We start from the raw sequence: 14,847 nt of genomic DNA, 5'->3' as shown, positions 1-14,847 counted from the left end.
ATTCACGCCACCCCATTATTTGATTTTTCAGCTTTTTCTTCTGCTAGAACTTTCTTTATTAACTCTAGTTTTCTCTCATTTGTTTCACCTGTTGAATACAGAGAGAAGTTTTCATTTTCAATTAAATCTTGGAAACGCGCTTTCACAGCTTTACGGCGATTAAACGATACGTATAAGAGTTCTATCAATTTATCTTTCGTTAACATTTCTACATTAATTTTTGCTTTTGATAATAAATTTCGCGAAGCATTATAACGACGATATAATTCGTTAAACGCTTTATCTACAATCTTTTCTTCCAATTCTTCCTCTGTATCAGCTGTAATCGTACTAATATCCACCTTGTATGGGTAAATTAAATAACGTTTTTGCTCATATCGGGGCTGTGAACATTGCCAGTACTCTAAGTTATCGATAACTTCTTGACCATATAGTATTGTCTCTGGTGTAAGGTCCTTCGCACCTTTCATCGTTTCTGTCATTTTTCGTACAGGATCTGTTAAATCTACAAATTTACTTTGGATATATACTTTTGTATTAAACTCTAATGTTGTTAACCATGATTCAATTTTGATATCAATTGCTTCTTGTTCCATGTTGGAAAGTAAGTAATAGTTTACTGGATGTGCTTCCGCGATTAGGACAAATGTGTCATCATGATATCGAATCATATGATTGTCAATTTCCTTAATGTCCTCTACAAAATTGCTAAAGAAGTCTACATTGTCCTCATCAATTGTCGATTCGGCAGGCGCATTCTTTTTGTTTTTCTTTCCACCTTTATCAGCAGTATGCTGCTCTACTCCCCCCTGTTTCTTTCCCTTTTTCTTAAATCCAAACAGCGGCTTCCCGTTCATTTTTCGATAAAAGAAAAATCCCACAATGGCTATCGCCGCAAAATATATCATCTCTAACATCTATAGATTCTCCTTTACCCATATAATTGGCTCGTACCCTTTTCTCCACTTCCCTTTTTCGGAACGGCTACGCATTTTAATAAGTAAATACTTATCTAGATACATGTGTTGTTTTTCTTTATAAATAAACGCAAATGCTATCACACCTACTACCGTCGGTAGTGCTAAAATTAAGCAAATAAAAAATGCTACCACCACATCAATAGGTGCAAATAGCCGCCATAAGAACGGTACATATAAATATAGGGACGCCCCGCCACCTAATAGATAAATTAATTGACGTTTACTCAGCACACCTAACAGTGTTTTTTGTTCCGAAGTCATATCAACAGGAACAGTTACTTTTCTCATTCTGTTTTCTCCTTTGTATAAGAGAAGCTCTCCCCAAATAGAGGAGAGCTTGTATAAACTCTTATGTTAGATTGTTGTAACCCAAGAAGCGATGTCGTACGCTTTGATCATGATAAAGCCTCCAATTGCCGCACAAGCCAAACCAAGCATAGCTTGTGTACGATTTTCTGGGTTTTTCCCTTGTGCACCTGATAGTTTAATACTTGCGAATACAACACAAGCAACTACCCAAATACCACCAAAACCAATTAATGTTTTTACAAGGGTATTCATACTATTTTGAACGGTTTGCGCACTCGTACCACTACTTTTTCCAAGACCACTCGTAAAACTACTTTTTGCCAGTAAGAAATCTCCTACTGATGTTGTCATAAGTTTTGCAGACAACCAATTCAACATAATTCCTGCACCTCCGGGTGTTTTTGCTCGCAAAACGCAAAAAGACCCCAATATACGCACACGTCCCCTAAGGACATGGCGCATATTGAGGTCTTCTCTTATATGCGAACTGATTAATTTTTTATTTTATTGTTAAATCCTATTACATTTATATTATAGCAATACGATTTTTAAAACACAAGACTTTCTTTACATATTTAACAAAAATAAAAGCAAGATAGACATTTCTTCTGCCATCTTGCTTTTATTTTTGCTTATTTTCTTTGTTTGGATCGTATAAGATCATTTGAATTTGGAAAATGTCACTGTCCGTAATACCTAAAACATTCTTTTCTTCTTTAAATGAACGCCATGTTTCTATTTTTATGGATTTTGTAGTTTTGTCTCTAAGTGTATACACATTTACATAATAAGCTTCTTTTTTCTTTTGCATAATACGTTACCTCTATAGTCTTTATAATGTAATAATACAACACTTAAATATGTAAAAATTACACAATTAAGTGTTGTATTTTAAAGGGAATACTATAATTAGTATATATATATCATATCTTCTTTATCATTGTAATTAAATTGAATATAGCTCAATATATTATTGTATACTTAATTTAAGAGATTTATTATGAATTGAAGGTAAAAAACCAATACAATTATGTTTTTAGTGAATGGAGGTAATTTTTTGAAAAGAGAAAATTTGAAGATATTTACTAAAATTTCATTCTTAATAGCATTAGCTACAATTTCAATTATACCAATATCCTTATGCATTTCAGCACTAACTTCCAATGCGAATGTAGAATCAATATTAAAAGTCTTTATATCAGTTACATTTTTTGCTTCATTATTTGCAGTTCCTTTAAGCTTCATTTCAATGTTCAGCAAAGAAAAATTAGTCATAAGAATTTTCGCTTTATTTGTAAACTCATTGCCAATTGGGCTTTTCACTTATGCTTTCATTCTAGAATTTATAGACGAATTCTTCCAAACTGCACCTTAAAAGAATAAAAAAAGAGTATTAACTATTACATATTAGGAGAATGAAATAGAAAAGCTTTACCTGGAATATCAAAAGTTATTGGCTTATCTATTAGATTCAAGATGTATTAACAGCATGGATATTAAATTACTCTAAATCCTATTATGCTATATAAATAAAATATGGTATGAAACGACAATTTCATACCATATTAAAAAACTTATATATACTAATAACTACCTTCCTAATCTACTAAGCACGTTATATTTTTCAAAGCCTTTATAAATCTCGGAATTTCTTAATCCGTATTCATAAGCCTCATCTCCCGTTCCGTTATAACGTGACAATGTTTCTTGTATTTCTTTAACATTATATTCAAGCATATTAACACTAAATCCAAGGAGATGAATAGCACCCCATTTTAAGACCCAAGCCGCAGTCTCGATATTATAATCTGGACTTGTATGTAATGCTTCCCAAATAACCCTTAAATGAGTAGGATTACTAGGATCAAGAATTTCTTCTTCTAAATATCCATTGTATACGGCCCACCCTCTTGCTTTAATTGCCGTGGCTGCGAATATTTGAAAAGGACCTGTACTAGAGTCCTTTTCAAGATGCAGTAAAACTAGATAACGGAAATTATTCTTTAAAAAATAGCCAATTTAATGAAAAAAGAAAATGGGAAGAAAAAGAAGTGCAAAAAGTTATACATGAAATGTCTCACCAAAAGATTGGCGCTGAAGAAAAATTTGGATTTCTTTTAATTACACAAGAACGTATAAAAAGTCTACACAATATAGTAAACAATCATAAATTCATTTCAGAAGTTGCATATAAGGAAATTTTAAGAAGTTGGGAAAAAGGAGACTATAGTGATGCCGTTTCACAACATAATAAAGTTTGGAGCTTACAATATGGACAGATTGGTGAGGCACTTACAATTTTGTCATCGGAAGAAGAAGTAGCTTATATTAATAGTACATTAACAAGGAATCTTACTTATTCAGGAAATTCTATTGTAGGGTGGAGTAAAAAACAGAATCCGGAGATAAATTAATGCTTCCATTAATAATAGCTAAAATACAATAGTTGTTTATTAACAAAAAACATAAAAAAACAGGTAATTGTTTGTAATCACAATTACCTGTTTTATATCATTTATATTTACTCTTTATTTTTTAGAATTTCATTAACCTCTTCCACACTTAATTCAGTGGCTTCCGCTACTTTCTCAATAGGTACACCGACATTAATTAAATTGTGAATCATCTCTATCTTAGTTGCTATTCTAGCTTCTTTTGCTGCTTTTTCCGCGGCTTTTTCTTCTGCCGTCTCTATTTCTGATATTCTATCTTTGATTGCCTTCTCTCTCGCCTCATATAAGCGTAAAAAGTCCTTATCACTACTTAAACGCTCCCAATCCTCTATTGCCTTTTTCAAAACTGGATCTTTTTCCATCGCGATTCCCTCCAGGATTGTAGTTAATTTCTCATCTTCATATGCAGGAAATAATAATAGCCAACGTGCTAATATATCCTCCCATGGATCCATTCGTTCTTCTTGCCATTCTCGAATTACTTTTGGAATCTCTAGAAAGTGCAATTGCATATTCTCAGAAATTATGTGCTCTGATTTTTTGTTCATGACTACACCGACATTATGAAAGTCTTCTTCTTCTGGAAACAGAATGAAGTCCACTATATTAATACAAATAGTTGGTCTTAATTCTGTATACTTCATCCCCTGAGTCATTTGGGAATAATACATGCCAGCCCAGTAGAACAAAGATCGCTCGATCATGTCTTTTTTGTCGCGAACCTGTATCTCTATATTTAATTTTATACCACTATTAAGGGTAGCTCGCAAATCTAAAATAGATAATTTATCATCCTTTTGCTCCCTTGGAAGATGCGGATCATCTAAATGCAAAGAAATAATTTCCTCATCTAAAGAGGATTGTAATACTGCATTAAGAAAACCAATAAGTATAACCTCGTTTCCCTCTACTCCAAACAAGCGCTTGAAAGCAAAATCAACTCGTAAATTTACTAGATTTTTTTTCATAGATGTATTCATATTCTCTTCTACCTTTCTTTTAGTTAATTTAAACTCTCTATAGTAATTGGGTATAAGAAAAAGATAGAATTACAAACTCTATCTTTTTCAACCTACCTATTTATGAAAATATCAACCTAATTTTTTACTTTTATAGTCTCTGAAATACAGGTTTAAATCCCGCTTGCATCGTATCATCCAGACCCTTACCTTGCGTTGGATTCCAGGCAGCTATGATAACGTTATAGCCCTCTTGCTTTAACTTTGTCGCAAAGTCTATAAGAGCTTTTCTTACTTTTTTATTCTCTACTAAATCGGCATCAAACGCTAGATAGACATTTTCTACTCCCATATCCTTTAATACAGGTATAGCAATTCGCCAAGCATTTACACCAGGAATCGCAAGAACCGTTGTCCCTACTTCAGAAAGTTCCGCTTTATTAAATCTCTCTGGCAGCAAATCAGCAATCAGATCTGCTTTCATAGGTCCCTCTGTGATCATTACTGATTTCGTTTGATGTAAAGTACCAGAATTCCAATGCTTCAAGTGAGAGCTTGGTACCGCTACGTGTACAGGAAGTGGATTTTCACTACCTCCTCCGGCACCAGTTCCTTGATTTTTGTTTGCTGATGAGAGCCATAGGTATTTTTGTCCTTTATGAATCTTTACAACAATTCTTTCCTCTCGGAATGGAATTTCTACTTTTTTGCTCACTTCTAGTTCGCCTTCAAAGATACAATCACCATTCTTAGTTATCTTTACAACATTAGGTTGTTCAATTAATTCTGCTTGAACTCCAGTGGGGGCAGATTTCACATGAACTGAGTTTTTCACTTCATCCACACGAACCTGCCATCCAACAATTTGATTATACTGGTTTCGAAAAGGGATCAATATACCAGAAGAGCCTGACATCAAACGAAGAGAAAGTTGACCTTTCTTCATCTCATAAAATCCCGGAATACCCTGCCAGCAATTTTTTCTCCCAATTTGTTCAAATAGTTTCTCCCAAACTGTCGAGTACGTATTATCCTCTACTAACACAATTTGTTGTTTTAAGAACGAACGATATTGACGTACTTGTATTTGTTCCTCGTTCATTTTCCTATCTCTTAATAAATGTGCATGATGATGCTCTTGTAAGGGTATAAAATCCATTAACTTACGATTAAACACATCTAATTCCTCATTACTTTTCTTATCATGAATCTGAACTTCATCCGCCTCAGGCAATTGATACTTATCTTTTCCATTTATGTAGTGAATGTAGCTTGGGTTACCCGTGTTTTTTCCGTAAATCCATTTACTTTCTACACGTGTACATGCTACCTTCTCTTGCGAAACATGCAGCATGCAATTACCTGTATCATGACAAATCGGACACGTAACACGGTAAAATTCCCACCAGCTCCCTCTTGGATAAGCACTCGTTAAACGAAATTGACCTTTTTGAATGTTATAATTCATTATTCCCCACTCCTTGTATACTGTTTATTATATATGGAACAGCTATTTCCATTAAACTCTTTATACTTCTATTTAGATGTTTTCTTTGTTCTCCTAACGGATATACGAAAGAATATGTATCACAAACTAAATAATCGTTTCTATGTTTTTGATTTAGTAAAGCTGATTCTACATACGCTTCAAATGCTCTAGCAAACATTTCATGATTCGTAGACCAATACTTTTTGGTTCTCTTCTTATCTAACTTAATGGCTGTATCAAAGTATACAGACCCTTTCGCTTGATAAGATATTTCATTAAGTTTTTCGCCTGTTTTTTTATAGTGATAAGCAGCCAACATTTGTGCGGTTTTCTCAAATTCTTTTTCAATCTTACGTTCCATACGCGTCTTAGATGCCCCTGATAAGGTATCCAGATTTCTGTACGAACTTAAGTGATATGATTCTAGAATACCTGACACATTTCCCTTACATACATCATAACTATTAATGACATTACCATAGAAATACCACTTTCTATCATAGGCAGTTTCCACATTAATTACTCTGGCCACTTTTCCTTGTTTACAGGCATCTAGCACAGCTTGCATCTTATCTTTGATAATAGCAGGCAAGATATTCCCGACACTCTTCCCACTTGATAGGAAAGCAAAGCTACCGTTTTGAAAATCATGACTACAATCATACAAGAAATGATCCAATGCATGGCCCCATTCATGACACAATGCTCCAACTCCATTATCACGAGTTAAATTAATTATTTTGGTAGAAGGTTCATAATGTGCTAATGCATTGCCGCTTCCTCTCGCACCAATCGCAAGTCCTAAGCGTCCTCCTAGTCCTATATATTCAGGTGGAATCCCCAATATACGAGCTAAATCATGTAACGCTTCAGATACATGCCCAATATGCTCTTTTGCATATTGTTCGGTGCAATAATGCCCAAATTGCATTCCTTTTAAACCAAACATAGCAACTACGTCTTCAGGTTTGGTAGCAAGTTCTAATCCTGGTCCTTTTCTTTGCAGGGTATCTGGCAGTTTCCTACTCCAAGCAGCTGCGGATTTCTTACGAGTCGTAACCTTTTTCGTAAGTAAATCATTCCATGTTAGTTCATGTGATACACGATGATACGTAGAATTAATACTTTTAGAATTTGTACAAAGTGATATGAATTTCTTTCCTAGTATTAATAACTCCATACCATCTGCATCAACAAACTCATCAAAATATTCTTCCACCATTCTTTTAAATGTGTATGTGACACTCTTATTTTTTCTAAATGCAGACCAACCGTTGCTCATTTCCATACCATAAGAAACAACAAGATCTACCCATTGTTCTAAGGTATATACTGACTGTATATCATTCCATATTCTTCTACATGCTTGAACATACAACTTCCTTGCAGTCGGTGTGTCTACAATTGGCTTCTTATTTATTCTACCTACCAGTAGTTGCTTTAACTTTGCAACATGTGGCGGGATATCATTTTCTTTTTCTTGTTCAAAAGAAAATGGAATCAATGTGTTTCGATCCAATGCATTTAGCGCCTCTACTGCAGATTCTTTTTCAATTTCCGCTAAAATTTCTAAAGAAAATGATACTAAAAATGATTCTTTTAAAGCTCGTATCTCTTTCTTTGCTCCCACTAATTTCTCACCTACATCATAACTGTATCGATTGCGAACTTGTTTATCTGTTCTCACATCTTGTACCATTACGTTTTCTCCTACCTCTAAATCAAACATTTCAAATAAATTCATACTCTAATCCTCCTCAATAAAATAAAAAGACAGAAATTCATAGTAATTTTTCACTACGGATTTCTGTCATTCCCTCTGTCTGCATACTTCCATATGGTTTTGTAAATCATTCATTACGATACACTTACACCTGTTAAAGAGAATAAATCCTCTTTTGTTGGATTAAGTGATTGTAACCAGCTATCTACCTTTAGAAAGTTTACTTTTTTTAATTGTTCGCCTTTCTCCGCACGCTTAACCACTTCTAAACATCCATGATGATGAACAAGCATTGTAAGATCATCTTTCTTAAAAATACAATCTACATCTGAAGACTTTACATGATGGCTATGCAGAATCGGTTTCCATTGCTTGAGCAAATATCCCTCTACCTCTAAAAATCCACGGATGGCTGTAAAACGAAAACTCGTCCCACTAAAGCACTTTTCCAATAAAAAAAGGAAATCTCGTATACATCCATTAAAATAGACATGATACAAATAGATTTCCCCTGCTTGTTTTGCCTCTTGTTGCGACAAATTTGATGGTTTAATAGAAAACTGATAACAATCTCGTTCCCAAAACGCTCCTTCTTTTGTAACTCTCATTCGTAATGCACGCAAACTCGGTATAAAGTCATTTGGATGTGCAGAACAAAATATGGATACTTCATAACTCATTTTCACAATAAAATCCCCCATAAATAATAATTTTTGCCCGATATGATAATGGCTCATATAAATTCAACAGACTTGAAAACAACACAAAAAGGGCTTCTTCAAGTCGATTAATAATGTGCATAGCAAAATAAGCTATATATACACTAATCGGCTCAAAGAAGCCCTTTCACAATTGAAACAAGACGCAACTTGCTTCTACAACTCAACCACAACACATAAGGTGTGGGAATAAACGGAATCAATTAAACAATAACTATAATTTTATATTAATGAATTCATACCAGAATTTCAACAATTTTATGTTTCATCAAGATATTCCGCTCATTTCTTTTGCATTTTTTTCAAATGCTGTGTAATAAAAGTATCCTACACGAGATATTGAGTCGTATCTCATTCGTCATTTTAAAAAAGAGGGACAATAAAATGACCCTCTTTTTTGTTTCTTTCTCATAAAAATTTATTTATTTTTTTGGTTTTGAAATCACTAAATATAAAACTGTATATAGTATCGTTCCCACTATTACTATTAATAGGGAAATAAAAACATCTGAAATCAGGTTGAACCACTCTTTATTTTGAACATATTTGATAATATCTTTGTAAAATATTAGGTTCATAAAGAAAAACATTGGTATACCCCAAAATAAAAAATTTATTTTATATTCTTTTTTAAAGTTTGATAGATTCACTTTTAAACCTCCTTTCAATTTAAATATTATTATATTAAATTAAAACACTGTTTAATAGTTTATTTACCATAACAAGAAAAAGAGACCTAAGTCTCTTACATTATTTTAATGCTAACCATTCATAACTAGACCAATCTTTCGGCTGTTTGTCATACTTGATACGACCAGTTGTACAAAAGGAGGCAATAACCCATTGAATAAGGTTCATCTTTGCATAAGGATCAATACAATCTTCTAACTTTTTCAGCTGATAGCCTGTACTGTTTTTCTGCCAAATCACATACAAGCGAAAATGTGTAGTAGTAACTAGCCTAGCTTTTGTTGTAACTTGCCATTTTGCAATTTTCGTTAAATCCTCTTTGACTTTTCTCTCATACTCTTGTTTTATGACTTTATAGCTCTTATCTTTATTAATTAATCCATTAGAAAATGCAAAAGGCATTTGATGCACCTCATAGACAGTTCCTTCTTCATCTCCTAATATGTTTGATTCTACTAGAAATATATTTTTTAGTTTTAACTGTTCCGTTAATTCTTTTCCGCTCCAATAAAACGGCTTTTTTATCTTCTGAAGCAGGACAACCTGTACAATTAATCCTATAAGTAACGGATACGCTATTATAAAGACCATATTAATAAACATGTTTACAAGAAGTACTCCTACTAGTGCGAATATCGTGAAATAAATATACGTTTCTCTTTGATGAATGATTCTACTATTCAAGCCCAGATACCTCCGTTTTGATATATAGTGAAAGCAACATACACAATAGCTCCTAATAAAATAGAACAAGCCCCTGGAAAGCTCTGAATGAGCTGTATTTCTTTCTTTGGTAGTTTCGCACCAAATATAGAGGCAGCATGCTCTAATTGGTCTTTAATAGCTCCCACAAACCCTAAAATCTTAATTAACCGATACACACTAGCAATCCAAAAGAATAGTAAATGGAAAGCTGTTAATGTAATAGCGGTAAGCATAGAAGATTCTTCTACTACATTGCTAACATATAAAGCTACCACCACAAGCATTTTCGTATCACCGGGTGAAGAAAATTTAAACATCTCTAATAATAAACCACATGCTAAGGCCATGACTAGTACAATCACAATCTCTTTCCCTGTTCTTACTCCATCAAAATACGTGATTGCTATACCTACAATTAAGAATAGTAGATGCCACATATTTTTCGTTTTTCTATATTTCAAATCAGTAAATACATTCAGGATCATATACCCTATTAGTATTCCTATTACATACATGCCCATGTTTTCTCTCTCCTTATTTCATTCATGTTTAGATGGCTTATTAAGGTCCACTTACTAAAGACCAAGTGACCGTTGAAGTATAAGCAGCTTGCCTATTCTTACCTACATAGGTTGTCCCTGGGTCTAACTGAAGTTGGAATGCATGTTGGCCAAAATCTATTTGATATTCTCCAATCGCTACATCTTTTGGAGCCTGGATAATGGTATGTGCTGCCCCATTATCAATAGGCGTATTCGGAACCTGTACAGTAGGTTTCCCTGTCTCTGGCCCCTTTGTTTTTGTTACACTCACTTGATTTTTCAAGTATAGAGAACCCTTTGGCAATTGTTTTGATATGTTTGTCTCTGTAAATGGTGATATAGTAACATTCAATCTCCAACCATCCGCTTGATTTCGACTATCATGTATCATGATTTTCCCTAACGTACCAAATGAATTTTGTTTTTCTCCATTTAATTGGATCGGACTGAATTCCACACTTTTTGGTACAGTGAGCATGTCTACATGCCCTTTTTGTGTGGTAGAAACATGCTTTGTTTCACTTTTATTTCCAGCTTTATCTACTGTTCGGATATGTACATATTGCGGCTTAGAATAATCCGTCGGAAACTGAATGTTAGTCTGATTTGTAAACTGAATACCACTTACATTATCAAGTGATATATCCGGTTTATCATTTACTACATATTCATATCCCTTTACTCCGCTTGTTACAGTTGTAGGAACCTCCTTAGAAAAGTCTGAAGCGCCATTCCTACCAACTCCACGAATTTTATAATGATAGATACTCCCTTCATCTTTCGCGGAATCAAATGTTACTTTTGTTTCCTTTAGCTCTCTATTTTCTATTTGAAAACCTTCAGGTGTTGTTGGTGCTGCCTGATCCCTTACTTCTTTATCTACATAGTCAGAAAGTCTACCTTTATATATTTGCTGATTCCCTCGGTATACTTCTGCTTCTGATGCATATCCCACTTTTAATTCATCCACATATGTAATCCCTTCTGAATACGCAAGCATATAAAACGTTACGCCTCGTTGCTCGGTAATATAAAAAGGATTATTTGCAACTTGGGTATTCATACTAAATGTAGACCATCCATTTATGTCTTTATTAGAATCATCCTTTGTGACCGTACGATTATTTGGTAATTGGATAGGTGCTGCCCATTTTCTTGTTTTTAAGCGGTCACCTTGTTTCATTGGAGTCATAATAGGACTATTTAATATTAACTTCCCCTGTCCAGAACCATCCTGATAAGGAATTACTTTATCTACCATCGGAGAATCTTGATACACATCTTTGTTTACATCCGAAGTTATATGTTTTCTATCCCTTGGTATGTTGGTGCCTAGTTCTCTTTCTGGAAACAAGGAGATATTACTAATTTCTAATTCTTTCGAACCGCTCGGCACATCTTTTAAAACAGTAGCGTTGTAGTAATCAAACTCTCTCCCCGTTTCCCAACTTCCATCCCCATAAAAGCTAATCTTTCCTACTCCTTGTGACTTTGCTTTAAAGGTAGCGGAAATATAAGCATTATTAGGCACGTTTAATCGCTTAAAAACAGCAATGGAACTTTCTCTTACTGTATAAGGATATAAGACTCGATTCCCTCCTAATTTTGTATCAAATACTTTGTATCCGCTGGTATCTGCACCATTTGGATAATAGACTTCTGATTGTAAACTTTGATTCCCATTCCCATAAAATTCTCCCCAACCATTCATAAAATTGACATCTTTAGGGTTATTAAAATCAATTTTCCATAGTACATCTTGATCTAAGATATCAATTGCCCATTCCAATTTAACCTCATTCTCTTTCCCACTTGCAGTGAGGGTTGGAATACCATTCTGCTGTTTTTCTACTTGATCCGCTAATATAGAATTATCTTTTGAATCAAGAAATAGGCATGAAGCACTTAAAAGCATGATTGAAGTGAAAACCTTCCCCCATTTCACCGTTGTCCCCTCCTTTCGTTTTTTATGCTCTCTAAAAGGCTTTCTTTTCATCTTTCTGTTTGGAATGCTTCTTTCTCCACCATACAAATATTGAAATGATTACTATAACAACACCAGCCACTATCATATATGTTTGATTAGAATACGTCGGCAATACCTTTACTGCACCAGTTTGTTCCGCGTACTCTGTCACATTAGAAGCAGTTATCTGGAATTCTTCTGTATATGTTTTGGGTACACCATTCTCTTTTATTGTGACTTTTAGCATATACTTTCCATCTTTGTATTCTTTCGCTTTCCATGGAATAGCCAATCCTACCTTGGATTTCGGAGCAACATTAAATGCTGGAATATTCCCATGAAATAGAACGTTATCCTTAGATAAAACTTCATAGTAAACTGCCACATCCCTCACAATATTTGCATTTGTATTTTGAATAAGTGCATGTACTTGCGGTTGTGTTGGATATGATTCAATCGCTGTGCCATTTAACTTCAGAGATGCGTTATCAACAGAATTTTCAGTCTCATCTACATTCAATTGTATCGCTACCGCATATTCGATACGGTTATGTACAGAGAAGTTCAGTCCATCTTTTTCAAGATCCTGTGATTTTGTATCTTGTACTAATTCAAACAATAATCCGCCCAAAAATACTCCATCTTGATTAGGTGTCGTTAGTTGTACCTCTATGGTCTTCGTTTGATTACCCTCTAAAGTAACAGCGGAAGGAGCTTGCACATACTGATCCATATAAAAATCTGTATCCATTAACTTACTTTGTGAAACTTCACGGTTTGGCACATACATAATACCTCCGTTTGTAGAGGTGAGAGCATTGGCCACTTTTACATTCACTTTGATTGAAGTATTAGCTTTATTGTGTACATCCATTTTCACTGTTTGGTTCTGTTTCTTTTTCACCTGTAAAGTAAAATAGTTTTTGATATCGCCTATCTGATTATCTGGAACATGAATGTTTACATCAAATGGTAGACTATCTTGTTTTTCTTCTGCATAAACAAGATGAAAAGGTTTTAGGCATAAGCTCAAAGTAAACACAATACCTACTAATATACTAATAGAAATTTTATAAGCAAAACTCTTCATATTGCACCTTCTTTCTATATACAGAAGAGAAGCATATCTATAATATGTATCTCTTCTGCACTATAATTTCTAATCAGGGGCCTGTTACAATGGAATAGGTAAGTTTCGACTCATATGAGGTAGCACCAGCCTTATTCTCTACATATGTACTATGTGGATTTAAGGTTAACGCCATAGACTTATCATTAAAACTCACGTTATACTTTCCCATATCCTCATCTTTTTTCGCACTTAAAATTGTAACCTGATTATCTGTATCTATTATAAAGTTAGCTGTTTTAAACTCCGGATTAGGTGAACTTGTCCCGCCTATTTTCGTAATAGCAGCACCGCCACTATTTAAGACTAAAGAGCCTTTTGGAAGTGTTCGATTTGATTTTGTATCTCCACTGACCTTAAATTGATCTGCTTTCACATTAATTCTCCAGCCATTTCCTGAACCAGTTGCATCTGTGACTGTTAGCACACCAGGATTTGCATTTGTCACTTGTGTTTCTCCACTTAGTGTTACAGCGTTAAAATTACTGACTGGAGTAACAGCAACATTATGTTCGCCACCAGTTATACTTTGAGTTAGCTTTGTCTCCGCTGTTGTCGCCGCACTTGCAGGTGTACCCAATAGTGACATGCCAAGAGCTACTGTTACTAAAGTAGGAATCATTACTTTACCAAATTTCATCATAATACCTCCTAATTTTATTTTATTTTATAGAAGGAGCCACATGATACGTGACTCCCCTTATATACACCCTTAAAGCTTATTTTTTATTCCATGAATCTACATCTGCATTGCTTGATGCTTTTGTGAATCGAGCTAGAATTGTGTCATATCCACCTTGGATTGCTTTCCATACAAACGGTCCAATGACTAGTACAATAATTACCGCTAAAGCGATTAACATACCGTTTTCTGATGATAACTGTGAATCTTCGTTTTTTAACCAATTTTTCATTTTTGCTAACATGTTATTTTTTCTCCTTTATATATCGATTTTAAGAAACTACTAGAATAAGAATTTACCTAATTAAAATTTTATTACTTGTTCCAAGAATCCACATTTGCATTGCTTGATGCTTTTGTGAATCGAGCTAGAATTGTGTCATATCCACCTTGGATTGCCTTCCATACAAATGGTCCAATAACAAGTACAATAATTACCGCTAAAGCGATTAACATACCGTTTTCTGATGATAACTGTGAATCTTCGTTTTTTAACCAATT

18 protein-coding genes are annotated in these 14,847 nt (G+C 34.2%); 1 reads left to right on the top strand and 17 read right to left on the bottom strand.

The genetic code is table 11. The features are described from left to right. Positions 1–2: 2 nt before the first annotated feature. The 5 genes from AC0IXC_RS23050 to AC0IXC_RS23030 all read right to left on the bottom strand — a co-directional run bounded on the left by AC0IXC_RS23050 (position 3) and on the right by AC0IXC_RS23030 (position 2,612). Positions 3–917: a hypothetical protein gene (locus AC0IXC_RS23050; RefSeq protein ID WP_326996351.1), complete on the bottom strand. Its 915-nt coding sequence runs from the start codon at positions 915–917 to the stop codon at positions 3–5. Further along, positions 918–1,268: a PrgI family protein gene (locus tag AC0IXC_RS23045; protein ID WP_471653392.1), complete on the bottom strand. Its 351-nt coding sequence runs from the start codon at positions 1,266–1,268 to the stop codon at positions 918–920. It abuts the gene before it with no gap. 66 nt (positions 1,269–1,334) lie between these two features. Next, positions 1,335–1,751: a hypothetical protein gene (locus AC0IXC_RS23040; protein ID WP_326996350.1), complete on the bottom strand. Its 417-nt coding sequence runs from the start codon at positions 1,749–1,751 to the stop codon at positions 1,335–1,337. A 160-nt stretch (positions 1,752–1,911) separates the two neighbouring features. Then, the gene (locus tag AC0IXC_RS23035) at positions 1,912–2,100 is read right to left on the bottom strand and encodes a hypothetical protein (RefSeq protein WP_326996349.1); all 189 of its coding nucleotides are present in this window, start codon (positions 2,098–2,100) and stop codon (positions 1,912–1,914) included. A gap of 170 nt (positions 2,101–2,270) precedes the next feature. Beyond that, positions 2,271–2,612: a hypothetical protein gene (locus tag AC0IXC_RS23030; RefSeq protein ID WP_046956582.1), complete on the bottom strand. Its 342-nt coding sequence runs from the start codon at positions 2,610–2,612 to the stop codon at positions 2,271–2,273. Positions 2,613–3,340: 728 nt separating this feature from the next. Between AC0IXC_RS23030 and AC0IXC_RS23025 the strand changes: the two genes are divergently transcribed. Further along, on the top strand, positions 3,341–3,703 hold the full coding sequence (locus AC0IXC_RS23025; RefSeq protein ID WP_326996348.1) for a DUF6241 domain-containing protein: 363 nt from the start codon (positions 3,341–3,343) through the stop codon (positions 3,701–3,703). A 107-nt stretch (positions 3,704–3,810) separates the two neighbouring features. On the opposite strand, the gene AC0IXC_RS23020 is transcribed toward AC0IXC_RS23025, so the two are convergent. The 12 genes from AC0IXC_RS23020 to AC0IXC_RS22965 all read right to left on the bottom strand — a co-directional run. Then, positions 3,811–4,722 (bottom strand): Rpn family recombination-promoting nuclease/putative transposase, encoded by a 912-nt coding sequence (locus tag AC0IXC_RS23020; protein WP_201063543.1) that lies wholly within the window; start codon positions 4,720–4,722, stop codon positions 3,811–3,813. A 130-nt stretch (positions 4,723–4,852) separates the two neighbouring features. Next, positions 4,853–6,169, bottom strand: coding sequence for a DUF3854 domain-containing protein (locus AC0IXC_RS23015; RefSeq protein WP_326996347.1), 1,317 nt, complete (start codon positions 6,167–6,169; stop codon positions 4,853–4,855). Further along, complete coding sequence (locus AC0IXC_RS23010) at positions 6,159–7,934, bottom strand: LPD1 domain-containing protein (RefSeq protein ID WP_326996346.1); 1,776 nt, start codon at positions 7,932–7,934, stop codon at positions 6,159–6,161. The genes AC0IXC_RS23015 and AC0IXC_RS23010 overlap by 11 nt, the downstream gene beginning before the upstream one ends. A gap of 113 nt (positions 7,935–8,047) precedes the next feature. Then, a complete protein-coding gene (locus tag AC0IXC_RS23005) occupies positions 8,048–8,599 on the bottom strand; it encodes a hypothetical protein (RefSeq protein ID WP_002139706.1) in 552 nt (183 codons plus the stop codon). A 455-nt stretch (positions 8,600–9,054) separates the two neighbouring features. Then, positions 9,055–9,282 carry a hypothetical protein gene (locus AC0IXC_RS23000; protein ID WP_002139707.1) on the bottom strand — a complete coding sequence of 76 codons (228 nt, stop codon included), beginning with the start codon at positions 9,280–9,282 and terminating at the stop codon, positions 9,055–9,057. Positions 9,283–9,382: 100 nt separating this feature from the next. Next, positions 9,383–10,006 (bottom strand): hypothetical protein, encoded by a 624-nt coding sequence (locus AC0IXC_RS22995; protein WP_326996345.1) that lies wholly within the window; start codon positions 10,004–10,006, stop codon positions 9,383–9,385. Further along, complete coding sequence (locus AC0IXC_RS22990; RefSeq protein ID WP_471653391.1) at positions 10,003–10,548, bottom strand: hypothetical protein; 546 nt, start codon at positions 10,546–10,548, stop codon at positions 10,003–10,005. The genes AC0IXC_RS22995 and AC0IXC_RS22990 overlap by 4 nt, the downstream gene beginning before the upstream one ends. Before the next feature lie 40 nt (positions 10,549–10,588). After that, on the bottom strand, positions 10,589–12,514 hold the full coding sequence (locus AC0IXC_RS22985; RefSeq protein ID WP_471653390.1) for a WxL domain-containing protein: 1,926 nt from the start codon (positions 12,512–12,514) through the stop codon (positions 10,589–10,591). Positions 12,515–12,545: 31 nt separating this feature from the next. Next, complete coding sequence (locus AC0IXC_RS22980; protein WP_326996342.1) at positions 12,546–13,625, bottom strand: WxLIP family cell surface protein; 1,080 nt, start codon at positions 13,623–13,625, stop codon at positions 12,546–12,548. A gap of 73 nt (positions 13,626–13,698) precedes the next feature. Continuing rightward, a complete protein-coding gene (locus AC0IXC_RS22975) occupies positions 13,699–14,304 on the bottom strand; it encodes a WxL domain-containing protein (protein WP_471653389.1) in 606 nt (201 codons plus the stop codon). 79 nt (positions 14,305–14,383) lie between these two features. Further along, positions 14,384–14,590 carry a hypothetical protein gene (locus AC0IXC_RS22970; RefSeq protein ID WP_000879954.1) on the bottom strand — a complete coding sequence of 69 codons (207 nt, stop codon included), beginning with the start codon at positions 14,588–14,590 and terminating at the stop codon, positions 14,384–14,386. Between the two features lie 71 nt (positions 14,591–14,661). Beyond that, positions 14,662–14,847 (bottom strand): hypothetical protein (locus tag AC0IXC_RS22965; protein ID WP_471653388.1); only part of this gene is annotated, 186 nt, incomplete at its 5' end.

The sequence above is a fragment of the Bacillus sp. AC266 genome (genome assembly GCF_979253805.1).
Note: the sequence above shows the minus strand (reverse complement) of the source record. Positions and strands in the feature narration are given on the sequence as shown.